At 32.7% G+C, this 23,519-nt stretch carries 22 protein-coding genes; 15 read left to right on the top strand and 7 right to left on the bottom strand.

What is annotated here, in order from left to right; all coding sequences use genetic code 11:
• Positions 1–192: 192 nt before the first annotated feature.
• The gene (locus tag AB671_RS02410; protein WP_066676301.1) at positions 193–1,155 is read right to left on the bottom strand and encodes a Gfo/Idh/MocA family protein; all 963 of its coding nucleotides are present in this window, start codon (positions 1,153–1,155) and stop codon (positions 193–195) included.
• Between the two features lie 122 nt (positions 1,156–1,277).
• Between AB671_RS02410 and AB671_RS02405 the strand changes: the two genes are divergently transcribed.
• From AB671_RS02405 to AB671_RS02385, 4 genes are all read left to right on the top strand, one after another.
• On the top strand, positions 1,278–1,928 hold the full coding sequence (locus AB671_RS02405; protein ID WP_066676303.1) for a protein-L-isoaspartate(D-aspartate) O-methyltransferase: 651 nt from the start codon (positions 1,278–1,280) through the stop codon (positions 1,926–1,928).
• A 343-nt stretch (positions 1,929–2,271) separates the two neighbouring features.
• Positions 2,272–2,667 carry a DUF1801 domain-containing protein gene (locus tag AB671_RS02395; protein WP_066676307.1) on the top strand — a complete coding sequence of 132 codons (396 nt, stop codon included), beginning with the start codon at positions 2,272–2,274 and terminating at the stop codon, positions 2,665–2,667.
• A gap of 146 nt (positions 2,668–2,813) precedes the next feature.
• On the top strand, positions 2,814–3,782 hold the full coding sequence (locus AB671_RS02390; RefSeq protein ID WP_066676309.1) for a 2-hydroxyacid dehydrogenase: 969 nt from the start codon (positions 2,814–2,816) through the stop codon (positions 3,780–3,782).
• A gap of 93 nt (positions 3,783–3,875) precedes the next feature.
• Complete coding sequence (locus AB671_RS02385) at positions 3,876–4,175, top strand: hypothetical protein (protein WP_066676310.1); 300 nt, start codon at positions 3,876–3,878, stop codon at positions 4,173–4,175.
• Positions 4,176–4,241: 66 nt separating this feature from the next.
• Here the strand turns inward: AB671_RS02385 and AB671_RS02380 are convergent, their stop codons facing one another.
• Entirely contained in the window at positions 4,242–5,099 is an 858-nt protein-coding gene (locus tag AB671_RS02380; protein WP_185114070.1) for an FN3 associated domain-containing protein, read from the bottom strand.
• Positions 5,100–5,260: 161 nt separating this feature from the next.
• Here AB671_RS02380 and AB671_RS02375 point away from each other — a divergent pair, with 161 nt between their 5' ends.
• From AB671_RS02375 to AB671_RS02365, 3 genes are all read left to right on the top strand, one after another.
• Positions 5,261–7,255 (top strand): S9 family peptidase, encoded by a 1,995-nt coding sequence (locus AB671_RS02375; RefSeq protein ID WP_066676318.1) that lies wholly within the window; start codon positions 5,261–5,263, stop codon positions 7,253–7,255.
• A 177-nt stretch (positions 7,256–7,432) separates the two neighbouring features.
• Positions 7,433–7,918 carry a DNA-deoxyinosine glycosylase gene (locus AB671_RS02370; protein ID WP_066676320.1) on the top strand — a complete coding sequence of 162 codons (486 nt, stop codon included), beginning with the start codon at positions 7,433–7,435 and terminating at the stop codon, positions 7,916–7,918.
• A 57-nt stretch (positions 7,919–7,975) separates the two neighbouring features.
• The gene (locus AB671_RS02365; RefSeq protein ID WP_066676322.1) at positions 7,976–8,656 is read left to right on the top strand and encodes a hypothetical protein; all 681 of its coding nucleotides are present in this window, start codon (positions 7,976–7,978) and stop codon (positions 8,654–8,656) included.
• A 33-nt stretch (positions 8,657–8,689) separates the two neighbouring features.
• Here AB671_RS02365 and AB671_RS02360 read toward each other — a convergent pair whose 3' ends face one another.
• On the bottom strand, positions 8,690–9,382 hold the full coding sequence (locus tag AB671_RS02360; protein ID WP_066676324.1) for an AIM24 family protein: 693 nt from the start codon (positions 9,380–9,382) through the stop codon (positions 8,690–8,692).
• Positions 9,383–9,584: 202 nt separating this feature from the next.
• On the opposite strand from AB671_RS02360, the gene queA reads away from it, so the two are divergent.
• The 4 genes from queA to AB671_RS02335 all read left to right on the top strand — a co-directional run bounded on the left by queA (position 9,585) and on the right by AB671_RS02335 (position 14,537).
• Complete coding sequence (gene queA, locus AB671_RS02355; RefSeq protein ID WP_066676326.1) at positions 9,585–10,634, top strand: tRNA preQ1(34) S-adenosylmethionine ribosyltransferase-isomerase QueA; 1,050 nt, start codon at positions 9,585–9,587, stop codon at positions 10,632–10,634.
• A 71-nt stretch (positions 10,635–10,705) separates the two neighbouring features.
• Positions 10,706–11,740, top strand: coding sequence for a 23S rRNA (adenine(2503)-C(2))-methyltransferase RlmN (gene rlmN, locus AB671_RS02350; RefSeq protein ID WP_066676328.1), 1,035 nt, complete (start codon positions 10,706–10,708; stop codon positions 11,738–11,740).
• 505 nt (positions 11,741–12,245) lie between these two features.
• Positions 12,246–13,124 carry a hypothetical protein gene (locus AB671_RS02340; protein ID WP_066676331.1) on the top strand — a complete coding sequence of 293 codons (879 nt, stop codon included), beginning with the start codon at positions 12,246–12,248 and terminating at the stop codon, positions 13,122–13,124.
• Positions 13,125–13,559: 435 nt separating this feature from the next.
• Complete coding sequence (locus AB671_RS02335; RefSeq protein ID WP_066676334.1) at positions 13,560–14,537, top strand: polyprenyl synthetase family protein; 978 nt, start codon at positions 13,560–13,562, stop codon at positions 14,535–14,537.
• Between the two features lie 130 nt (positions 14,538–14,667).
• Here the strand turns inward: AB671_RS02335 and AB671_RS02330 are convergent, their stop codons facing one another.
• Positions 14,668–14,964: a hypothetical protein gene (locus tag AB671_RS02330; protein WP_066676336.1), complete on the bottom strand. Its 297-nt coding sequence runs from the start codon at positions 14,962–14,964 to the stop codon at positions 14,668–14,670.
• A 138-nt stretch (positions 14,965–15,102) separates the two neighbouring features.
• Here AB671_RS02330 and AB671_RS02325 point away from each other — a divergent pair, with 138 nt between their 5' ends.
• Positions 15,103–17,535 (top strand): thiamine pyrophosphate-dependent enzyme, encoded by a 2,433-nt coding sequence (locus tag AB671_RS02325; protein ID WP_066676338.1) that lies wholly within the window; start codon positions 15,103–15,105, stop codon positions 17,533–17,535.
• A gap of 63 nt (positions 17,536–17,598) precedes the next feature.
• Here the strand turns inward: AB671_RS02325 and AB671_RS02320 are convergent, their stop codons facing one another.
• Positions 17,599–18,732 carry a hypothetical protein gene (locus AB671_RS02320; protein ID WP_066676340.1) on the bottom strand — a complete coding sequence of 378 codons (1,134 nt, stop codon included), beginning with the start codon at positions 18,730–18,732 and terminating at the stop codon, positions 17,599–17,601.
• Between the two features lie 126 nt (positions 18,733–18,858).
• Here AB671_RS02320 and AB671_RS02315 point away from each other — a divergent pair, with 126 nt between their 5' ends.
• Positions 18,859–19,593 (top strand): class I SAM-dependent methyltransferase, encoded by a 735-nt coding sequence (locus AB671_RS02315; RefSeq protein WP_066676342.1) that lies wholly within the window; start codon positions 18,859–18,861, stop codon positions 19,591–19,593.
• Positions 19,594–19,626: 33 nt separating this feature from the next.
• The gene (locus AB671_RS02310; RefSeq protein WP_066676344.1) at positions 19,627–19,968 is read left to right on the top strand and encodes a hypothetical protein; all 342 of its coding nucleotides are present in this window, start codon (positions 19,627–19,629) and stop codon (positions 19,966–19,968) included.
• Here AB671_RS02310 and AB671_RS02305 read toward each other — a convergent pair.
• Entirely contained in the window at positions 19,958–20,347 is a 390-nt protein-coding gene (locus AB671_RS02305) for a winged helix-turn-helix transcriptional regulator (protein ID WP_066676346.1), read from the bottom strand. The two genes, AB671_RS02310 and AB671_RS02305, sit on opposite strands and share 11 nt — an antisense overlap.
• 264 nt (positions 20,348–20,611) lie before the next feature.
• Between AB671_RS02305 and AB671_RS02300 the strand changes: the two genes are divergently transcribed.
• On the top strand, positions 20,612–21,673 hold the full coding sequence (locus AB671_RS02300) for an NADH:flavin oxidoreductase (RefSeq protein WP_066676348.1): 1,062 nt from the start codon (positions 20,612–20,614) through the stop codon (positions 21,671–21,673).
• A gap of 449 nt (positions 21,674–22,122) precedes the next feature.
• Here AB671_RS02300 and AB671_RS02295 read toward each other — a convergent pair whose 3' ends face one another.
• Complete coding sequence (locus AB671_RS02295; RefSeq protein WP_066681376.1) at positions 22,123–23,325, bottom strand: aminopeptidase C; 1,203 nt, start codon at positions 23,323–23,325, stop codon at positions 22,123–22,125.
• Between the last annotated feature and the right edge of the window lie 194 nt (positions 23,326–23,519).

Genomic DNA, 23,519 nt, shown 5'->3' with positions numbered 1-23,519 from the left:
TAAAGAATAAACGGATGTAAAAACTTGTTTTTTTTGAAATGTAATGAATCTACAGAATAATGTAATGAAAAGAATAGATCTGTAATTTAACCTTGGTGATAAAAAATCCCTTTCAGAAACTAAAAGGGATTTGCAATGTTTTTATAATTATATTATCAAAATGATAAATGTAAATTGTAATCTGATTAAAAATTAAGAAATCAATTTCATAATTTCTAAAGCTACTTTCAACGCTTCGGTTCCGTCTTCCAAAGAAACTTCTACATTTTTATCTTCTAAAATAGCATCAGCAAAAGAATTTAATTCATCCAAAATCGCATTGTTTGCCTGAATATTTGGGTATTCAAATAAAATCTGATTTTTCTCACCTTCCGCATTTTCAATGATCATATCAAACGGAGTAGGATTTTCAGGAGCATCTTTCATTCTGATGACCTCAGCTTTTTTCTCTAAGAAATCAACAGAAATATAAGCGTCTTTCTGGAAAAAACGGCTTTTTCTCATCGCTTTCATAGAAATTCTTGATGTTGTTAAGTTGGCAACACAACCGTTTTCAAACTCAATTCTTGCATTGGTAATATCCGGAGTTTTGCTTACGACACAAACGCCACTAGCATGAATGTTTTTTACTTTTGATTTTACCACGCTCAACAAAATATCAAGATCGTGAATCATTAAGTCTAAAACTACAGAAACATCAGTTCCGCGAGGATTAAATTCTGCCAAACGGTGAATCTCAATAAACATCGGATTCTGAATATAATCTTTTGCTCCAATAAATGCAGGATTGTATCTTTCAACGTGACCAACTTGTGCTTTGATGCCGTTCTCACGACATTTTGAGAGAATTTCTTCAGCCTGTTCAAGGGTTTGAGTCACTGGTTTTTCAATGAAAAAATGAAGACCTTTTTCGATAGCTTTTAGAGCATAGTCGTAATGATAAAGTGTTGGAGTAACAATATCCAACATTTCGATCTGATCTAATAATTCATCAAAATTTTCAAAATATTTATATCCGAATTCAGCTTCTAGCTTTCTTCCGTTTTCTACATCTTTATCGTGGAAACCTACAAAATCGTATTTATCTGACTGATTAAGAAGTCTTAAATGTATTTTTCCCAAATGTCCGGCGCCTACCAAACCTGCTTTTAACATAGCGTTGTAATTTTTGTAAAGATAATAATTTTAGGTGTTAGGAAATAGATGATAGTTTTTAGGTTGATACGTATTGATTGTTTTTTTACTTTTGTAGCTACACTATCTAATAACTGTTGATGATGCATGATTCGTTTGTACATAAAGGGAAAAGAAAAAATTTGGTTGAATATCTCAGACACAAAATGGGAATTTCGGATGAAAATGTACTTTCTGCCATAAATGAAGTTCCGAGACATCTTTTTATTGAAAGCATTTTTGAAGATTATGCTTACGAAGACCGTGCTTTTCCGATATTGGCGCATCAGACGATTTCTCATCCTTCAACAGTGGCAGAGCAGTCTGAGCTTTTGCAGGTGAAACCAGGAGAAAAAGTGCTTGAAATAGGAACCGGTTGTGGTTACCAAACTGCAGTTTTATTAGCTATGAAAGCTTTAGTTTATACGGTGGAAAGACAGAAAGATCTTTTCGATTTTTCTAAAAAGAAATTGAGAGAAATGCATTTGTATCCCAAGTTTCAGAGTTTTGGTGATGGTTTTGCCGGACTTCCTACTTTTGCCCCTTTCGATAAAATTATCGTGACGTGTGGAGCATCGGTTTTGCCAACAGAGTTATTAAAACAATTAAAAGTTGGTGGGAAAATGGTCATTCCATTAGGTCCTACAGATGAACAGGTTTTATATCGATTTACCAAAATTTCTCCTACAGAAATTGAAAAAGAGGAATTTGGAGCGTATAAGTTTGTACCGATGTTGAATAATACGAATCAGTAAGCTGAAAGATTAGTTCTCATAACTTGTAAATATATATGAGTCAAGAAAAAAAGAATGCACTAAAATCAATAATGTTTTATTTAATAGCAATATTGACAATAATTGTAATAAATGTTTCTGGGAAATTTAAATCTGGGCCATGTACGCCAAACTTAGATGTTTTATTGGTTTTCATTTTAGCTATACTAAACGTTATTTTATTAATCATTAATGGAATAAAAGCATTTATAATGAAAAAAGAAACGAAACTTTCAACTATTGTACATCTTGCTGTTCTAATAATTTGGATTATTTACATTAATATAAAGTAGTTTGAAGCAAGCAAATTTTTAACCAAAATGATATGATTAACCCTGATATTTTTGATTATAACGAAAAACAATCAGATTCAGATAAAGAAATTTGCATAAAACTTTCTCAATTGATTGATGCTGGGCTGAATGATTCTGAGAATAAAATCTGGCATGCACATCCGGTCTGGTTTTTAGAAGGAAATCCGATTGTGGGTTACAGCAAACAGAAAAAGGGAATTCGCCTGATGTTTTGGAGCGGAAAATCTTTTAATGAAGAACAGTTGAATGTAGAAGGTGAAAAATTTCAGGATGCATCTGTATTTTATAAGAATGTGAATGAAATTAATGAAACTGATATTCTACGTTGGCTGAAAAAGTCTGTGGAAATTCAGTGGGATTATAGAAATATTGTAAAAAGAAAAGGCGAATTGATCAGATTAAAATAATTTATTTAAAACCATTAATCCGAACTTTTCGGAACGAAAATTGGACTTTAATTTGAATGAAATCAAAAAAAATAAGTCAATAATAATTAATAGGAGCCTCACTTGTAAAAGTAGTGAGGTTTTTTATTTGTCTAAAAAATAAAATAATGAAAGTTTTTATAAACAAAAGAATTCCCGAAACAGGAATTACAATGCTGAAAGAAGCCGGTTTGGAAGTTACCATTCCCGAAAACGATGATTTGTCACATGAAGAATGGTTAGAATACTGCAAAAATACCGATGCCATTTTAAATGTTGGTGGTAATAAATTTGATCAGGAATTTTTTGAGCAATGTCCCAATGTAAAAGCAATTGCATTGTTTAGTGTAGGTTTTGATCATGTTGATATTAAAGAAGCTACCAAAAGAAATATTCCGATAGGAAATACACCGGATGTTTTAAGTCGGGCGACTTCTGATATTGCATTTTTATTGATGCAATCGGTTTCCAGAAGAGCGAGTTTTTATTTTCAAAAAGTAAAAGATGGAAATTGGGGGAATTTTGATCCGCTTTATGAACTTGGACAGGAATTGTATGGTAAAACTTTGGGGGTGTTCGGTTTAGGTAGGATCGGTTTTGAAATGGCTGAAAAATGTAAGAAAGCTTTCGGTATGAATATCATTTATCACAACAGAAATCATAATGACGAAGCCGAAAAAGAACTTAATGCAAAATATGTTTCTTTCGATGAATTGATCGAGCAATCGGATGTTTTGAGTATTCATGCGAATTATAAACCTGAACAAATCAATCTTTTTAACGCTTCAGTTTTTGAAAGGATGAAAAAAAATGCAATTTTTGTGAATACGGCAAGAGGAGGTTTTCATGATCAAAAAGATTTGTATCAGGCTTTAGTTTCCAGACAAATTTGGGGAGCAGGTTTGGATGTTACTAATCCGGAACCTATTGAAGATAATGATCCTATTTTACAATTGTCGAATGTATGTGTTCTTCCACACATCGGTTCGGCCACGATAGAAGCCAGAAACGGAATGGCAAGACTCGCTGCAGAAAATATTATTGCTTTTTCTAAAGGTGAAAAAATGCCGCATATTGCAAATCCGGAAGTATATTAAATTTAAAACTTGAATCTTTCAACTTTTTCCTTGTCTCTTATCCAATTGGAACCATTTTTGTCTATTCTATATCAACACTAAAATAAAATTATTATGATCACTGAAGATAACAAAAACGAACAAGACAGAAAACTGGAGGAAATGGATTATAAGCCAAGTGAAGATATTTTCAACAAAGAGCAGCATATTCCTTTGGACGGAGACGGAAATCCCATAACCAATCCCGGTCACGTCAACGACGGAATGCCTTATGGTTTAGATATTCCTGGAGCAGAAGATGATGATAATTTCGAACAAATCACAGACCAGCTTCCAGATGAAGAAAATAATCTTTACAGCATCAGCGACAACGAAGATGATTATGAAGAAGAAAATGAAGATATCGTAAATTAAAATATAAATCCCAGCTAATATATAGTTGGGATTTTTTGATATTGATATTATGATTTGAAATTAAAACTACTTCTTTATAAATTTAACAAGAACAAAATCATTTTTGTTATCAATTAATTTCACAAAATAATTTCCAGAAATTAAATGATGAACAGCTATTGACTTTAAGAATTTTTCTTTTGAAATTACTCTTCCAGTTCCATCCAAAATTTCATATTCCACGAAATCTTTATCAGTATTGATTTGTAGAACATCTGCAACGGGATTCGGATAAACTTTAACTAAAGTAATATCTTTCTGTCTAACATCTTTTGTGCCTAATAAACAAGATGGAGGATTAGTGATAACTCCACTGCTAAAATCATAATAAATGCTACTTCCCATAGGAACTGGTGGAGTGTCTATATTACCAGGAAAATTTTGATATAAATAACAGTTAGTGAAACTTACATTTGCGGTTTCGAAACTTTTGGTGATTTTGTACCAGCCATTACATCCGGTGTTGTTCATAGAATATCCGGAACCAAAATTGTCTATAACAAAACCATCAATTGAATTCGGATTGAGCATTTCAACTCTTACACAAGCTCCGTTTGCCCATCCTGAAGGAGGTTTAAAGAAAATATGTGCATCAGGAATTGCTCCTGTAAAATATTTTTTGGTGAAAACAACAGAGGTATTTCCTGTACTGCTTACCAAAAAAGCTTTAATTTCTTTATTTTGATCAATTAAAATATTGACACTATTAACTGCTGAGCTTGAGCTTAAAGTTGGCGTAGTTCCATCTTGTGTGTAATATATTGTTCCGTTTCCCTGAATGTTCATTTGGTAAGGATTATAAAAATGGGTAGCCACTGACATATTTATCTGCGAAAAAAAGAAAGCAGATGAAAATATAGAAATAAAAAATAGAAGTTTTTTCATGGTTGTGAGATTTTTTTCGAACATAAAATTAAGCATTGTAATTTTAAACTCAACATTAAATTTGAAGTTTAATCACATTTACATAACTTTGGCAATCTTAGAATAATAAAAGAGCCGAGGTGATTTCAAAATCCCGAAAGTTCATAAAAATAGTACAGAATATGAAACTTAAGTACAGTCTGCTCGCTTTGGCAGCGCCTTTCTTAATGAATGCACAACAACTCATGACACCTGAAATTCTTTGGACTTTGAAAAAAGTTGGAGTACAGGCCGTTTCTCCCGATCAATCATCACTGATTTATAAAGTCGGACAGGTTGATCTGAAAACTGAAAAAACAAAAAACGAAAACTATTTCCTGAATGTTATCAATAATCAGTCTTCTAAAATTGATTTAGGTAAAAAAGCTCTTGTTCAGTGGGATAAAAACGGACTTTACGCTCAGGAAGGTGAGAAAATTTATCTTTCAAAAGACAGCGGAAAAACCTGGACAGAATTTTACACCATCGGTGAAGCAGATAATATCGTTATTTCTCCAGATGGAAAGAAAATTGCTTTCAGCAAACAGGTTTTAGTTGAAAAACTAATGGGGAAAGATAAATATGCAGATACTCCAAAAACGACTGCACAGGTTTACACAGATTTAAACCACAGACATTGGGATTATTTTAATGAAGGGAAATACAATCACGTTTTTGTGGTTGATACTTCTTCAACTGTAGATTCTGCAAAAGATTTATTGGAAGGGAAAACCTGGGATTCTCCACAGAGACCTTTCGGTGGAGCGGAAGATTTCGTTTTTAGCCCGGATTCTGCAAAGCTTTTATATGTTACCAAACCTAAAAGTGGTAAAGAATATTCTACAAGTACAAACACCGATATTTTCGCTTACGATTTAGCTTCAGCAACTACAAAAAATTTAACAGAAGGAATGATGGGTTACGATGTTAATCCAAAATTTTCTCCCGATGGAAAATGGTTGTTGTGGCAAAGTATGGAACACGAAGGATACGAAGCCGATAAAAATGATATTGTGGTAATGGACTGGAAGACCGGTGCAAAAAGCAATATGACAGGAAGCTGGGACGAAAGTGTGACCGGAACAACGTTTTGGAGCAGCGATTCTAAAAGTATTTATTTTAATGCAGCGTTTCGTGGAACCGTTCAGTTATTTTCTGTAGACCTTAAAAATGCAAAAGTAAGCCAAATTACGAAAGGGAATTTTGATGTAAATGATATTTTTGCACAAGGAAAAAAATCTCTTTTGGTTTCAAAAACAGATATTAATCATGGTGCAGAATTGTTCTCAGTAAATCTTAAAAATGGAGAATTAAGTCAGGTTACAGACGTCAATAAAGATACTTATGCAAAATTAGCACAAGGAAAGTCTGAATTAAAAATGGTGAAAACTTCAGATGGAAAAGAGATGGGAGTATGGTTTCATTATCCACCCAACTTCGACCCGAATAAAAAATATCCTACATTGGTATATTGCCAGGGAGGTCCACAATCTGGATTGACTCAGTTTTTCAGCACAAGATGGAATTTTGCTTTAATGGCAGCCAACGGTTACGTTGTTGTGGCACCAAACCGTCGCGGAATGCCAGGGTGGGGAACCAAATGGAATGAAGAGATTTCAAGAGATTGGGGTGGACAGCCAATGAGAGATTATTTGGCAGCAACAGATTATGCTAAAACTTTACCTTATGTAGATGGTGAAAGAGTTGCAGCTGTTGGAGCAAGTTACGGTGGTTACAGTGTATTTATGTTAGCTGGAATTCACGAGAATAGATTCAAAACGTTCATTGCTCACGACGGATTGTTTGATATGAAATCTTGGTATTTAACAACAGAAGAACTTTGGTTCGCGAACTGGGATTTAGGTTCTCCTTGGGAAAAACCACTTCCAAAAGCATATACAGAATTTAATCCAAGCAACTTTGTTGATAAATGGAATAAGCCAATTATGATTATTCAGGGAGGAATTGATTTTAGAGTTCCTTACGAGCAAGGTCAGGAAGCTTTCCAGGCTGCAAGATTAAAAGGTTTAAAATCTAAATTGGTTTATTTCCCGAACGAAAATCACTGGGTTCTTCATCCGCAAAACGGTTTAGTTTGGCAGAGAGAATTCTTTGATTGGTTAAAAGAAACTTTGTAGAAAAAAATTACCTCAAAAATTCCCCTCCTTTGGAGGGGTGGCGAAAATTCAAAGAATTTTTGACGGGGTGGTTTTAATATTCTCAATATTTATAATATATCAATAGAAGCGAGCTAAGGCTCGCTTTTTGTTTTTTAATATCATCAAGACTTTAGTCAAAATTTATATATTTGAATTATGCAAAACCGAATCTCATCATTCTCACCATTTATTGATAAAGGATCTAAAATTTTAATTTTAGGTTCAATTCCGGGTATAAAATCGCTCGAAAAGCAACAATATTATGCTCATCCACAAAATAAATTCTGGAAAATTATTTTTGAATTGTTTAGCGAAGAATTTACAGAAGATTATTCAGTACGAATTAATATTTTAAAGAAAAATCACATCGCAATTTGGGATGTCATCGATTCTTGTGAAAGAAAAGGAAGCCTAGATTCTGAAATTAAAAATGAAGAAGCCAATCAGATTGAAGAACTTTTGGAAAGCTATCCCAATATTCAGGCAATATTTTGTAATGGTGGAAAGTCATATAAAAATCTGCAAAAGTTATTAGGCAAAAACTTTAGAATCCCAATACATTTATTGCCTTCTACAAGTCCGCTTCACACGATTTCTTTTGAAAGAAAATTTGAGGAATGGAAAAAAATATTAGATTTTTGATAAACTTTAAATATTTCTAATAAAAAAGATATATTTGCCTTTCACAAATACTTTTATATGAAGAAAAATTTTTTGCTACTGTTTTGTTTTATTTCAAGCTTTGTTTTTTCGCAGGAATATCATTTTGATTATTTTATAAGAGAACAATCTATACGAGTAAAACCGGATAAACAAGAATGGATTAGCGAATCATTTTATGATTCCGTCAATAATAAAAGTTTAGTTTTAAGAACTCAAAATAATAAAATAATAGCTACGATTTATGAGAAAGAGAATCGTATAAGACATGTTTTTAAAGTGAATAAATCGAACGGTAATCTAACATTTGTTTATAAATATTCAAATCAATTTCCAGAGCCAAAGACAAAAGATTATGATAAAGGAAATGTAATTAAAGTCGAAAAAATAGATTCTTTACATTATAATATTATTGTTTTCAAAAATGCGAGATTAAAAAGAAAGAAAATCTCAGGAATTGTAAAAATTGAAAAATCTCAATTCGATTACGTGAACTTTAGTGCAGACTATAGTAGAACTGACGAAATTAATGAAAAAATAAAATCATTTCTAAATCCTAAATTCAAATACATTGTAAGTAGTCAGCAAACAAATTATTATACTTCTGGTTATGCTTTTGAAGAATCAACTCAAAAGATTGAGAAAACTGATTTAGGTATAGTTTTACCTGAAAAATTAATATTTAAAGAATATAATTATTGGTCAGATTTTGAAGAATAAAAAATGCGATTCTATTGAATCGCATTTTAATATTTATTTCTCAACTCTATAAACTTCTTCATAAGGTTGTATCAAAACCCATCCATTTCCGGAAAACTTCATCTGAAACTCTTCACCGCTTCCTCTTCCCATTAAACTTTTGAAAGAAACATTGGTTTTTAGTTCAGGGGTTAAATTTCCAGACCAGGCTACAGTAGCATTCGGGTCTGTAAAAACTGGTGAATCCGGGGTTACCATTAAAGTTAAAGGTTCGCCATGAGTAGTTATGGCGATATGCCCTGTTCCGGAAAGTTTTACCTGAAAAAGTCCTCCAGACATCATTCCTGCAATGCTTTTCAGCATGGTGATATCACTTTTTATGCTTTGTTCGTGAGCTAAAACATCATTTCCGTTTACACAAACTGTTTCATTATTTAGATATAAAATTCTCACTTTTTTTCCTGAATCGGCAACATATAGCTTTCCGGTTCCTTCGGCTTTCATCAGCTTAGAGCCTTCTCCACTAATGGCTTTTTTTAATAAATTTCCAAGTCCGCCAGAAAGCATTCCCTGTCTTTCAAAATTGATATTACCGACATAACCAACCATACTTCCTGTTTTTGTCCAGACCGCTTGGTTATTTAAGTTGATTTCTAAGAGGGCAGGCTTTTCAAGTTCGAAATAATCTCTCTCAAGAGGGTTTTCTTTTGTTTCATGTACAAAAGATTCAATAGAATATTTGCTCATCGTTTACTATTTTGATTAAGCCAAAATAATCATTTTTTCATTGATAATATAGTAAAAATAATAAAATTTAGGCTCTGTAACCACCATGAATAAAGTGGAGCGAAATAAAGACTTGACAAAGGGGTATAGAATGTTGTATATTTGCACCTCGAAAATTACACCATGTAATTTTACATAAATTTTTAAACCATAATTTAAAATAATGAAAACATCCGATTTTAATTTCGACCTTCCTGAAGAATTGTTGGCAGAATATCCTTCAGAGCATAGAGATGAAGCTAGATTAATGGTTCTTGACAGAAAAACGCAAACTATTGAGCACAAAATGTTCAAAGATGTAGTAGATTATTTTGATGAGAAAGATCTTTTCATCTTTAATAATACTAAAGTTTTTCCTGCTCGATTGTATGGAAATAAAGAAAAAACCGGAGCTAAAATTGAAGTTTTCTTATTAAGAGAGCTTGATAAAGAAACTCGTGTTTGGGATGTTTTGGTAGATCCTGCAAGAAAAATAAGAATTGGTAACAAATTATTCTTTACAGAAGATGAATCTTTGGTTGCTGAGGTAATTGATAATACAACTTCAAGAGGTAGAACTTTAAGATTCTTATTCGATGGTTCTTATGAAGAATTCAGATCTAAATTAAAAGATCTAGGAGAAACACCACTTCCAAAGTATATCAAAAGAGAAGTAGAGCCGGAAGATGCTGAAAGATATCAGACAATTTACGCAAAAGTAGAAGGAGCTGTTGCAGCACCTACTGCAGGTTTGCATTTCTCTAAGCATTTGATGAAGAGATTAGAAATCAAAGGAATCGATTTTGCAGAGGTTACCCTTCACGTAGGATTAGGAACTTTCAACCCAATCGAGGTAGAAGATTTATCTAAACATAAAATGGAATCTGAAGAAGTTATCATTGATGAGAAAAATGCTGAAATCATCAACAGAGCAGTTCAGGAAAACAGAAGAGTTTGTGCAGTAGGAACAACTACAATGAGAGCAATTGAAACGTCTGTTTCTTCAAACAGAAAAATTTCAGCTTTCGATGGTTGGACTAATAAATTCATCTATCCGCCACACGATTTTGGAATTGCTAACACAATGATTACCAATTTCCATACGCCAAAATCAACTTTAATGATGATGATTGCTGCATTTGCTGGAAAAGATTTCCTAATGCACGCCTATGAAGAAGCCGTAAAAGAAAAGTATAAATTTTATTCTTATGGTGACGCAATGCTAATTATTTAATTAAGATATAAGGTAAAAGGTTGCAGATAATAGTTATCTGCGACCTGAAACCTAAAATCTACAACCTTACAATGAAAGATATCCGTACATTATCACTCGACCAGCTTAAAGATTATTTTGGATCTTTAGGAGAAAAACCATTCCGTGCGAAACAGGTTTATGATTGGTTGTGGAGTAAAAATCTGCATTCAATAGAGGAGATGACGAATCTTTCAAAGCAGCTTCGAGATAAAATTTCCGAAGAATATACCATTAATCCAGTTTCTGTAGATCAGCTTCAGAAAAGTACAGACGGAACCATTAAAAATGGAGTGAAACTTCACGACGGTTTATTGGTAGAATCTGTTTTAATTCCTACAGAAACCAGAACAACAGCTTGCGTTTCTTCACAAGTGGGATGCTCTTTAAATTGTGAATTTTGTGCAACAGCAAGACTCAAGAGAATGAGAAATCTTGAAGTTGCAGAAATCGTAGATCAGGTTGCCTTAATCGACAGCCAAAGCAAAATGTATTTCAACAGACCGCTTACCAACATTGTCTTTATGGGAATGGGTGAGCCGATGATGAATTACAAAAATGTAGTTGAAGCCATCAGAAAAATTACTCAGCCAGAAGGTTTGGGAATGTCACCTAGAAGAATTACTGTTTCTACATCCGGACTTCCGAAGATGATCAAAATGCTTGCGGATGATGAGTTGCGTGTGAAATTAGCTTTATCACTTCACTCAGCAATTGAAGTGAAACGTAACGAAATTATGCCGTTCTCGGATAAATTTCCTTTGACTGATATTATGGAATCTCTTCAGTATTGGTATAAAAAAACAGGCTCAGTTATTACTTTCGAATATTGTGTCTGGAAAGGAATTAATGATGGAGATGAAGATATTAAAGCTTTGATCAAATATTGCAAACAAGTTCCTTCTAAAGTGAATTTGATTCAATACAACCCAATTGGTGACGGAAAATATGACCAGTGTAACAAAAAAGCAGAAGACAATTACGTTCGTCAGCTTGAAAATGCAGGAATTACGGTGATGATTCGTAAAAGCCGTGGTGGTGATATTGATGCAGCTTGTGGGCAGTTGGCCAATAAAGAGGCAGAATAGTGATATTTTTTTTGATATTTTTATTCTATTTCAGTACTGCCTTTTGTGTATTTTCTTTACTATATCTTATTTATGAAAAATTAAAAAAGAAAGATAGTTTCAAAGGTTTATTGTTTTTTATTATAGGTTTTTTATTCCTGTTTTTTTCTGAAAACAGAGCATCTAATTCTATTATTAATGAAATCATATTTGATATAAGAACAGGTCGACTGATTCTTGAGGAAAATAATTTTATTACAAAATCAGATCTTTTAACATTACAATACTCTTCTCAAAAACACAATTTTTCTAAGAAAACTTATGGCGTTACAGTTTTACCCACAAAAGATGACTTGCTATTTAAAAAAGATATTACAAACGGGAAATACTGGTTGTTTTACACAAAATATTTTTTCAGTAATAAAATAGCGATAGGTTATATTGAAAAAAAATAGCTCATCTTTGTTTCCGGGACAAACATTTTAAATTAACGACCCATTCACATCAAAAACCTTATTTTTGTTATATGAAGAAGGTTTTTCTACTATTTACTCTATTCTTTTTTCAGACTGCTTTTTCTCAACAGTCAGAAATTTTTAAGCTTAAAAAATATAGGATTTCAGTTCTCAACGATTCGATTCAGGAAACTTCAGGATTGAATTTTTTTGATGGAAAACTATATACGTTCAACGACAGCGGAAACCCTGCAGAATTGTATGAGATTGATAAAAATTCAGGAAAAATTCTAAAAGTTTTAAAAACAAATGCTGAAAATAAAGATTGGGAAGCATTAACTAATGATGGCAAAAACTTCTACATTGGTGATTTTGGAAACAATGCAGGAACTCGACAACATTTAAAAATTTATAAAATTCCTTTTCAAAACAATCAGCTGCAAAATGATTCAATGAAAACAATCTCATTTTATTATCCTGAGCAAAAAGATTTTACGTCAAGAAATATCAACACCGATTTTGATTTGGAATCGATGATCTATTTAAACGGTAAAATTCATATTTTCACAAAAGAATGGGCTTCAAAATCGACTACTCATTACACGGTTGATCCAGGAAATTTCGAAAATCAAGCTGCCGAAAAAATTGAATCTTACAAGACAAATTTTGTCGTTACAGACGCATCTTATTTTGATAAAAAGCTTTATGTAGTAGGGTATACCAAGAAAACTGAGGTTTTTCTAAGCATCTTTAATGAATCTGAACCTGGAATTTTCTTCAGAGAAAAACCAAGACATCTTTATTTGGGAAGCGCTTTAACGATTGGTCAAATCGAGGGAATTACTGTTGATGAAACCGGAGTTTATATTTCAGGAGAAAGATTTTATTCGCCCATCAAGAAAACCAAACCATTTTTTTATCTTATTCCTAAAGAAAAACTCAAACTTTAAAATGCTTAAATTTTTGGTTCTTCACCACAACCTATAAAAATCTTGATAGTAACGTTACCAATTACAACATGAGTAAACAACTTATCCAAGTACAATGTCATCTTTAACGCAATGTTCACAAGGTCTTATTGATAGTTGCTTTTCTTTTTTTTGTTCGCAAAGGCACTCTGTTCAGCAAATGAAACCAATACCTTAGCTGAGTGAAACGCCGTTGCGAACTAAAAATGTTTTCGAGGACTTAAAATTTTTTGCGAACTTTAGCGTTTAGAAGTTTTCCATCTTAAATAGCTAAGAACCATAATTCTTAATCTTTTCAATTTCTTAATAACTGAATTTTTTCAGAATAACTTTAAAGACTTGTAATTTCTGTTAAAATTGGCGGAAAAAAATTATCTTTGTGAGAATTAATAAATACTCACCCATCATTCTTACTTCGTGGCAAACATTGTAGAAGAAATCAAGCAACCAATTAATGAGGAAATGAAACTTTTTGAACAGAAGTTTTATGAATCTATGCAGAGCAGAGTTGCTTTACTCGATAAAGTAACCCGTTTTATTGTTACTACAAAAGGAAAACAAATGCGTCCGATGTTTGTATTTTTGTGTGCAAAACTGATTGGAGACGTTAACGAAAAAACGTATCGTGGCGCTTCAATGATAGAATTGATCCACACGGCAACTTTGGTGCATGATGATGTAGTGGATGAAAGCTTTAAACGTCGTAATTTTTTTTCGATCAATGCGTTGTGGAAAAATAAGATCGCGGTGTTAGTTGGTGATTTTTTATTATCAAAAGCGGTTTTACTTTCTACAGACCATAAAGATTACGATCTGCTTTCCGTGATTTCCAGAACCATCAGAGAAATGTCTGAAGGTGAACTTCTTCAGCTGGAAAAAGCAAGAAAACTCGATATTACGGAAGATGTTTATTATGAAATTATCCGTCAGAAAACGGCTACTTTAATTGCTGCATGTTGCGAAATTGGTGCTTTATCAAATAATGCTGATGAAAATTTAGCAAAAAAAATGATGCAGTTTGGTACGTACACCGGAATGGCTTTTCAGATTAAAGACGATTTATTCGACTATTTAAGTTCAAATGTCATAGGAAAACCAGTTGGAATTGACATTAAAGAACAGAAAATGACTCTACCTTTGATTCATACTTTAAAAATAGCAAGCGAAGCCGACAGAAAGTATTATTTCAATACGATTAAACGTTATAACAACGACCAAAAACGTGTAAAGGAGCTAATTGCTTTTGTAAAAAGTTCGGGCGGTTTAGATTATGCAATTACCGTAATGAAAGATTTTCAGCAAAAAGCTAAAGATATTCTTAACGAATTTCCAGATTCTCAGGTCAGAGAATCTTTACATAAAATGCTTGATTACGTTATCGAAAGAAAGTTCTAAAAGATTTTTTTGTTTATTTTAAGGCTCACAGATTAAGGAAATTTAGCAGATTTAAAATAGATCAGCGCAATCTGCAAAATCAGCGAGAGATATTCATTGGTTAAATTTTAAAAAGATTTTAAATAATTTCTTAATCTAAAATCATTGTTGTAATCATAATCACCGACAAAACAATACAAAATAAAGCGGTTAAAAATAAATAATCCGCAATCTGCTCGTACCTATTCTCCATCTTTTCCTTCTTTGATCTTATTGACATAAATGATAAAAAACAGCTGCATGCAAAAAGTACACATGCAACTCCCGCAAATTCATCTAAATAAGTGTTGTGGCTCGTTTTTGTGATTTTAAGTGAGGTGATAATCAGCATAGAAAAACCCAGTAAATTGCTGGATGCATTCAGAATATGGGACGATTTTTTTTCCATTTTTTTATATTATGTAAAATTAAGATAGAATAATCTTGATTATCAAATTTTTAAAAAACATTATTGAAAATTAAAATTAATATAAAAAGTGTATATTAGCAAAATACTTCATTAATAAAATTAATTTAATATTTGGCAATGCAAACAACCTATATTGAAACTCAACAGATTTCCTTTCAAGATTTTAAAAATCAAATACTTGAAGACTATAAGTTAGGAAGAATCTCTCGTGAAATGTCTTATCTTGGCAGAAGAGAAGTACTTACCGGAAAAGCTAAATTCGGAATTTTTGGAGACGGAAAAGAGCTTCCGCAGCTTGCAATGGCAAAAGTTTTCAAAAATGGAGATTTCCGTTCAGGATATTACAGAGATCAAACCTTTGCTTTGGCAGCAGATGCTTTGACAGTTGAAAGTTTCTTTGCACAATTGTACGCCGATACAAGTGTAGAAAGAGAACCTGCTTCAGCTGGAAGACAGATGAACGGTCATTTTGCTACAAGAAGTTTGAATGAAGACGGAAGCTGGAAAGATCTTACAGCTCAGAAAAATATTTCTTCAGATATTTCTCCAACGGCTGGTCAAATGCCTAGATTATTAGGATTGGCGCAGGCTTCAAAAATATACAAGACCGTAAAATTTGACGGTTCTGAAAAATTCTCAAGAGAAGGTAACGAAATTGCTTTCGGAACAATTGGAGATGCTTCTACAGCAGAAGGTCATTTCTGGGAAACTTTGAATGCTGCTTGTGCGCTTCAGGTTCCTATGATCGTTTCTATTTGGGATGACGGGTACGGAATTTCTGTTCCAACAAAAAATCAGAGAGCAAAAGCTGATATCGCTGAAATGTTGAGCGGTTTCCAAAGAAAAGAAGGTGAAAACCAAGGTTGTGAAATTATTCAGGTGAAAGCTTGGGATTATCCTGCATTATTGGATGCTTATGCAAGAGCTGAACAGTTTGCAAGAATGGAAAGCGTTCCTGTGGTAGTTCACGTCATTGAAGTGACGCAGCCTCAAGGTCACTCAACTTCAGGTTCTCACGAAAGATATAAGAATGAAGAGCGTTTGTCTTGGGAATCTCAGTTTGACGGATTATTGAAATTCAGAGAATGGATCTTGAATTATTCAATCGAGATTGAAGGAAAAGAAGAAGTTTTGGCAACTGTTGAAGAACTAGATTCAATAGATGATGAAGCTAAAAAAACGGTAAAAGCCGGGCAGAAAAATGCTTGGGAAAATTACCAGAAAACAATTACAGATCTGATCAATTCAGTTTTACCTTTGGTTGAAAATCTTAAAGGACAGAATACTGAAATTGAAAATTATATCAGCCAGTTCAATAAATTGGTTTCAAAAGCGAAGAAAGATGTTTTCCATTTGGTAAGAAGATCTTTATTAGCGACAAGAGGAACTAATTCTGCAGAAAGAAGCCAATTGATGCAGAAATATAATGAGATTTTTGAGGTTGAAAAAGACAATTATTCTTCTCATTTGTATTCTCAGTCTCAGTGGAAAGCTGAAAATATTCAGGAAATCAAGCCAATCTATTCTGATGCTTCGGAAGATGTAGACGGAAGAGTAGTGGTAAGAAATAATTTCGATAAAATATTCGAAAAATATCCTCAAACTTTAGTCTTTGGTGAAGATGCCGGAAATATCGGTGACGTAAACCAAGGTCTTGAAGGAATGCAGGAAAAATACGGTGACGTTCGTGTTGCCGATACAGGAATCCGTGAAGCTACAATCTTAGGTCAGGGAATCGGAATGGCAATGAGAGGTTTAAGACCAATCGCAGAGATTCAGTATTTAGACTATATTTTGTATTGTTTACAAGGGATGAGTGATGATTTAGCGACGGTTCAGTACAGAACAAAAGGTGGTCAGAAATCACCTCTAATTATCAGAACGAGAGGTCACAGATTGGAAGGAGTTTGGCATTCAGGTTCTCCAATGGCGGGAATTTTGAACCTTTCTAAAGGTATTTTGGTGTTAGTTCCAAGAAACTTAACGAAAGCTGCAGGATTCTACAACACAATGCTTCAAAGTGATGATCCAGCTGTAATTGTTGAATGTCTGAACGGATACAGATTAAAAGAAAAACAACCTGATAACTTAGGTGAATTCACTGTTCCTGTTGGAAAAATTGAAGTTACAAAAGAAGGAAAAGATGTTACTTTGGTAACTTACGGTTCGACTTGGAGAATTGTAATGGAAGCAGCTGAAGAATTAGAAAAATTAGGAATTTCTGCAGAAGTTATTGATGTTCAGTCTTTAATTCCTTTCGATTTAACGAACGAAATTGCTGAAAGCGTGAAAAGAACCAACAGATTGGTTGTCATCGACGAAGATGTAGAAGGTGGAACTTCAGCGTTTATTTTGCAACAGATTTTAGAGAAGCAAAAAGCTTTCAGATTCTTAGATTCAGATCCGTTAACGATTGCTGCGAATGATCACAGACCTGCGTATGCAAGTGACGGAGATTATTTCTCTAAGCCATCTTCTGATGATATGGTTGAAAGAATTTACGCCCTATTTAATGAAACAAATCCTCAGAAATATCCTGCGATATTTTAATTGAGATTTTAGATAAATTTTGAAACCGCTTTCTTTTGGAGGCGGTTTTTTTATAGAAGAACATCAACTTTTTAAGTGTAGCTTACTCTCGATAAAATCTAATAAATATTCTGCTGAATTTCCTGAAGTATCGTATTGTATATGAAGGTAAAATACAATGAAAAATAATACAATTACTATCGACAATGGAATATTAAACTTTCCCTCAATACAAAATCTTTTTCCGTTGTTATCTGGTAAAGCAGAAATAATTAAGATAATGAGTAAGAACGAATAAATATGGTTCCAGCGAAACCAATCTGCTCCTAAATAATAAAGCGGGCTAACCCATGCCATAGAAATTAGGATGAATATTTTAAAAACATTTTTGTGCTGAGGTAAATATTTTTTTACAAAAAAGAATGATAGAAAAGTCATAAAAAATAACTCCAATGCAAATAAAATATACGATTGATAGGCAAGGATTATATTTCTTCTTTCTTCTACAGCATCATATGTGAAAATATTCCATTTGCTCAGTTCAATTCCGCGGTTATTCAATATTTCAATACTTTGTCCCTGATTAATTTCGCCACCGAAAAAGAACAAAAATGTAATTACGAGTGTTGATGCTAAAAAAAGACTTCCTAAATATTTTACATCTGTTTTTTTTGTTTTTAAAATGTAAGCAGCCATTATAAATGGTAAATAAAAATAAAAAAGCTCATGCAGGAATAAGCCTAAAAGAAAACCACCGAAAAGAAAATACTTTTTAAATTGTGTAGGTTTTCCAGACAAGAAAAATAAAATTAATGCTAATAAAATGATTTCTTTTCTCCCAGAATTGAAAATGTTTACGGGTAAATACAAAAGACAAAGTGGTGAACAAATTAATAGTAAAATATGCCAATTGATCTTTTTTGCTAAGATTATTCGGATTAAAAAATAAAAAATAAGCCCAATAAAAATTGCCTGAATGCAAAAAATCTGCATTTGTAGCGAAATATGAAATTGATCCTGGATAAAGAACAGAAAGCTTCCAGATAAGCCTCTTCTTTTAAACCCACCGTCTTGATAATTAATTAGCCAGTCCGAAGCGGTCCAGCTAATTTGTGAAAGTTTAGATTTTATATACAACTGTATAATAACGTAAGCCAAAACGCTTAGAAGAAAACCTAAATAGGCGTAAAATTTTATCTCTTTTGAAGCTTTTATCATTCGAATAGGATTCAAGCTACAAAAAAAAGAAATATATTAGATAAAATCATCTCATTATAAAGAAATTGTTAAAGAAATCTGTAAATTCAATATTTATAAAATTCCAAAATAATAAGAATTCAACTCATGAAAATCACAAAGCTTGTCATTCTCTTCAATTACCAGAAAATCCTTTTAGGAATTATCGTTTCTATTGTTCTTTTTGGATTGTCATTTTTTATTAATTCGAGCCTTTTTGTTTTGTTATTCAGAATTTTAGGTGTTCTTATTATTCTGAATATTATTGCTTCACTCGTGGCTTCTTACATTTTGTATGATAATTCAGACCTATACGAATTAAACAATTTGAAAGGAATTATAAATTGGAATAAAACTAAAAATGTTGTTTTGGTTCATGCCAGTTTTGATCCTTTGTCTAAAAGTCTGGAAGAGAAATATTCAAATTTAAATTTAACAGTTTGTGATATTTTCGGAAACCGTCACGAGCAAGAAAAAGGAATTGAAACTTCAAAAAAAATATTTCCTCCGAATCCTAAAGAAATAAAAATAAAAGCTCATCAATTACCTTTTGAAGATCATTCTCAAAATGTAATTCTTGCCATAACCGCACTTCACGAAATTTTGGATCATGAGCAAAGAGTTCTATTCTTTAAAGAAGCTAAAAGAGTTTTAAAAGATGATGGATTGATTATTGTTTCAGAGCAGTTCAGGGATTTTACCAACTTTCTTTTCTTCAATATCGGAGCCTTTCATTTTTTAAGCAAAAAGCAATGGCAAAAAGCTATTTCTGAAGCTGGTTTGGAGGTTGTTGATAATCAGAAAATTACACCCTTTGCAAATATGTTGATTGTGAGAAAGTAATATTTTTGAAATTATAATTTTAAATATAACCGAATGAAAATCAGGTTTTTATATTTTTGTCTTATACTAATTATTCTAAGTTGTAAAGATGAAAGAAAAGAAGTTTTGCTAGCAGATAGAGAAGCTCCTTTAGGTTGGATATATTTGAAAATGTATGATGATAAAAGTTTTGAATTTATTTCTCAAGGAATGATGAGAGATAAAGATATCTACACGGGAAATTATGAATTAAAGAATGATACTCTTTATTTTAAATATATCGATTCCATTCCAAAAGCAGGCTCAAAAGCTATCATTCAGAATGGTTATGTGAGTTATATAAACGGAAGTTATCCAGAAAGTGTTCAAATTAAACTTAATAAGCTTAAACAATAACATTTTTCTTCTCCCTTTTTTCCAAAAGCATTTTGCAATCCTTCTCTTTTTCAGGGTCATAAACATGATATTTTGTTTCCCATTCTTCCAATTGGTATAAGATAGGTAAAAGTGCCAATCCTTTTTCTGTCAAAGAATATTCTACTCTTGGCGGAAGTTCTTTAAACTCTTCACGAATAATCAATCCGTCAGTTTGCATTTCTTTTAGCTGATCGGTCAGAACTTTTCTTGAAATCACATTAATGCGCACGGCAAGTTCTCCAAAACGTAGTTTTCGGTCTTTAATAACCAATACGATAATCGGTTTCCATTTGCTTCCCAATGCAGACATTGCTTTGCCTAAAGGACAGCTGTATTGCATCAATTCGTTTTGTTTCATAATAGGCTAAAATTAATTAAGCTATTAAAAATTCAGAGAAATAAGATCTTTGATTTTAAAAATAACTTAAGTGTTCTTAATTTACATACAACTATTAAACTTAAAATAACTTAGGTGTTTAATCTTTTGTGGTTAAACTTATACGTTACTTTCAGGTTACTAATATAAGTTACTGCGAAGTTACCACTATTTTTTCATTGAAAGATACAAAAACAAACTATTATTAGTTACTTTGTGTAACAATTACAAACAAATACTTTAAAAATGAGTACAGAATCATTGTTTAAACCTTTTCAATACAAAAATTTACAACTAAAAAATAGAATAGTAATGGCTCCGATGACGAGAGCACAATCTGATAACGGAGTTCCCACTCAGCAAATTGTAGATTACTATGCAAGAAGAGCCGCTTCGGAAGTTGGATTGATTCTTTCTGAAGGAACGGTAATCAATAGGCCTGGATCTAAAAACCTACAAAACATCCCAGATTTTTATGGAACTGAAGCATTGAACGGTTGGAAAAACGTCATCGATGCAGTTCATCAAAATGGAGGAAAAATGGGACCACAGATTTGGCATGTTGGTGATACCAGAATGGCAGAAGACTATCCTTTAGTGGATATGGAAAAAGCTTCTACAATGACTTTGGAAGATATTCAGGATACAATTGCTCAGTTTGCAGCTTCGGCAAAATCTGCAAAAGATTTAGGATTTGATGTTTTGGAAATTCACGGCGCTCATGGCTATTTAATCGACCAGTTTTTCTGGGAAGTAACCAATACCAGAACCGATGAATACGGTGGAAAAACCTTAAAAGAAAGAAGCAAGTTTGCAGTGGATGTTGTAAAAGCAATGCGAGCTGCAGTTGGGGAAGATTTTACTATTATTATCCGTCTTTCTCAGTGGAAACAACAGGATTATAAGAGCAGATTAGCTTTAAATCCTAATGAAATGGAAGATTGGTTATTGCCATTAAAAGAAGCCGGAGTAGATATTTTCCACTGTTCACAAAGACGTTTTTGGGAACCTGAATTTGAAGGTTCAGATTTGAACTTCGCAGGTTGGGCAAAAAAACTGACTGGTCAACCGACAATTACCGTAGGTTCTGTAGGATTAAACGGTGATTTCATGGCAGCTTTTGCAGGAGAAGGTTCTGAAAAAGCAGACCTTAAAGAATTGGTAAGAAGACTTGATCGTGAAGATTTTGATCTGGTTGCTGTAGGACGTGCTTTGTTGAGCGATTACCAATGGGCAAAGAAAATTAAAGACGGCAGAGTAGAAGAGCTTACAGATTTTGCTGGTTCTAGTTTAGGAGTGCTTTATTAAAAAAAATTACAGTGAATTGCAGGTTTGCTTCGTGGGCAATTTATTATTTAAACTTTTTTCTACTATTACCTGAGAAGTAAAATAAGCAGTTCACTTTTATTTTATACATAATTTTACCTATAATTTTTTTAATTTTTAGAGAAACCGTTTTCAATTTTTTTTGAAAGCGGTTTTTTAAAATTTATTTTAACGCAAAGTCTGCAAAGATTTTTTTAATGATTGAAAATATTCTTCGCTCGCAAAGGCGTTTCACTCAGCAAAGAAATGGAAGCCTTCGCTGAACGAAGTGCCTTTGAGAACGAAAAATATGCAGTATGTGAGAAAAAATACCTTTGCGGACTTTGCGTCAAAAAATTTTAGCTAAAACAAAAACCGCCTGAAAAAATTCAGACGGCCTATTAACAAGTTTAAATATCTAAAATTGTCACCTAGTAGACAATAATGATTTCTTACAAACCAATGCTTTTGCTTGGTTTCAATTGCTTTCTGATGTTCTTAGGAATTGCATTTTTGTGAACCAAAATTGCTGTTGATTTATATTCAACATAAGGTCTTGTTACATATAAATATCCTTCAAAATCATTGGTTACACCCCAAGAATTTTTTACCATATAATATTCTTTACCCGACTGGTCTTTTGCCAAACCTACGATGTGCATTCCGTGGTCATCGGTGGTAGAAAGATTGTTTAAAGCTTTCTGACGCATATCTTCAGTAATGGTTTTATCTTTTTTAGGCTGAGTGAATAAATCTTTTTTTACGTCAGCAGTAATTTGATCAAGATCTACATCAGGAACGTAAGCAACACCATTTTTGTATGAAAAATAAGGCTCAGAAACGTCTGTTGCCCAACCTACAGAATATCCTTTGTTAACAGCATTATCGATAATGGCAGTCAATTCATTCATTGGAATATTCCAGTCAGAATCATGGCTCCAGTTATCAGGAATCGGAACTACAAATTTCTGGTAATAAGGATAATCTTTGTATGAAGACAACTCAACATAATCTTCAGGATTAATTCCTACCACTTCCTTAGCAAAAGTTTTTGGAGTGTAATTTTTTCCTTCGTAGGTAAAATTAGTAGGTACTTTTCCTAAATATTCATCTAAAATAGCATCCACAGAAGCCATCCAGTTATCAGATAATTTTCCTTTTGAAGAAGCTTCAACCAAGCTGTCTAAAACCGGCTTTAGTTTGCCCTGCATTTCTTTAAAATTATTTAAAGACTGTCCGGCTTTCAAACCTGTATAAACATCTTGTGGAACTGCACCGTATTTTTTGTACATATTAACCACATCATGAAGCTCACCTCCGTCTCCCCAACTGATTGCTCCGCTGTTTAAAACGTATAATTTTGCTTTATCGTGATAAGAATTTCTTGCGGTAAAGATTTCAGCCAAATCAACTGGCTTTTTGCCCATCCTCTGCATTTCAGACTCCAGGAAAGAGTTTCCAGAATAGCTCCAACAAGTTCCTGATGAACCTTGGTTTTTTACCGAAGTTGCCCCAACATCTGTTAATGTGGTAAACTGGAAATTAGCATTTTGAGAGTGATTGTTCTTCAACTTGTTGATCAGATCATCCTGAGCAAACATCATACTTCCTGCAGACAAAACAAAAAGTAATGACGCAATTTTGGTATTTTTCATTACTATAAAAGATTATTTATATGAATAGTCGTTCATATAACAGATTTGTTACAAAGGTAAAGGTTAAATTTAATACTGAGTTTTTATGAAAAATAAAATTTTTATTTATGATTTACCCGTTTTTCTCAGAAATAATACCTTCGCAATTTTTATCATTTATGATAGTGGAAATTTCGCAAAGCAATAAATTGTAA

This window comes from Chryseobacterium sp. BGARF1, from assembly GCF_001677955.1.
Taxonomy (GTDB): Bacteria; Bacteroidota; Bacteroidia; order Flavobacteriales; family Weeksellaceae; genus Chryseobacterium.
This window is presented reverse-complemented; position numbering and strand designations above follow the sequence as displayed.

Excerpts from the sequence above, each read along its gene's own strand:
- AB671_RS02315 (WP_066676342.1), top strand. The coding sequence starts at position 18,859 with ATGAAAATCACAAAGCTTGTCATTCTCTTCAATTACCAGAAAATCCTT.
- AB671_RS02340 (WP_066676331.1), top strand. The coding sequence starts at position 12,246 with ATGAAGAAGGTTTTTCTACTATTTACTCTATTCTTTTTTCAGACTGCT.
- AB671_RS02375 (WP_066676318.1), top strand. The coding sequence starts at position 5,261 with ATGAAACTTAAGTACAGTCTGCTCGCTTTGGCAGCGCCTTTCTTAATG.
- AB671_RS02390 (WP_066676309.1), top strand. The coding sequence starts at position 2,814 with ATGAAAGTTTTTATAAACAAAAGAATTCCCGAAACAGGAATTACAATG.
- AB671_RS02360 (WP_066676324.1), bottom strand. The coding sequence starts at position 9,382 with ATGAGCAAATATTCTATTGAATCTTTTGTACATGAAACAAAAGAAAAC.
- AB671_RS02380 (WP_185114070.1), bottom strand. The coding sequence starts at position 5,099 with ATGAAAAAACTTCTATTTTTTATTTCTATATTTTCATCTGCTTTCTTT.
- AB671_RS02295 (WP_066681376.1), bottom strand. The coding sequence starts at position 23,325 with ATGAAAAATACCAAAATTGCGTCATTACTTTTTGTTTTGTCTGCAGGA.
- AB671_RS02300 (WP_066676348.1), top strand. The coding sequence starts at position 20,612 with ATGAGTACAGAATCATTGTTTAAACCTTTTCAATACAAAAATTTACAA.
- AB671_RS02310 (WP_066676344.1), top strand. The coding sequence starts at position 19,627 with ATGAAAATCAGGTTTTTATATTTTTGTCTTATACTAATTATTCTAAGT.
- AB671_RS02325 (WP_066676338.1), top strand. The coding sequence starts at position 15,103 with ATGCAAACAACCTATATTGAAACTCAACAGATTTCCTTTCAAGATTTT.
- AB671_RS02370 (WP_066676320.1), top strand. The coding sequence starts at position 7,433 with ATGCAAAACCGAATCTCATCATTCTCACCATTTATTGATAAAGGATCT.
- queA (WP_066676326.1), top strand. The coding sequence starts at position 9,585 with ATGAAAACATCCGATTTTAATTTCGACCTTCCTGAAGAATTGTTGGCA.
- rlmN (WP_066676328.1), top strand. The coding sequence starts at position 10,706 with ATGAAAGATATCCGTACATTATCACTCGACCAGCTTAAAGATTATTTT.
- AB671_RS02320 (WP_066676340.1), bottom strand. The coding sequence starts at position 18,732 with ATGATAAAAGCTTCAAAAGAGATAAAATTTTACGCCTATTTAGGTTTT.
- AB671_RS02305 (WP_066676346.1), bottom strand. The coding sequence starts at position 20,347 with ATGAAACAAAACGAATTGATGCAATACAGCTGTCCTTTAGGCAAAGCA.
- AB671_RS02330 (WP_066676336.1), bottom strand. The coding sequence starts at position 14,964 with ATGGAAAAAAAATCGTCCCATATTCTGAATGCATCCAGCAATTTACTG.
- AB671_RS02405 (WP_066676303.1), top strand. The coding sequence starts at position 1,278 with ATGCATGATTCGTTTGTACATAAAGGGAAAAGAAAAAATTTGGTTGAA.
- AB671_RS02365 (WP_066676322.1), top strand. The coding sequence starts at position 7,976 with ATGAAGAAAAATTTTTTGCTACTGTTTTGTTTTATTTCAAGCTTTGTT.
- AB671_RS02410 (WP_066676301.1), bottom strand. The coding sequence starts at position 1,155 with ATGTTAAAAGCAGGTTTGGTAGGCGCCGGACATTTGGGAAAAATACAT.
- AB671_RS02395 (WP_066676307.1), top strand. The coding sequence starts at position 2,272 with ATGATTAACCCTGATATTTTTGATTATAACGAAAAACAATCAGATTCA.
- AB671_RS02385 (WP_066676310.1), top strand. The coding sequence starts at position 3,876 with ATGATCACTGAAGATAACAAAAACGAACAAGACAGAAAACTGGAGGAA.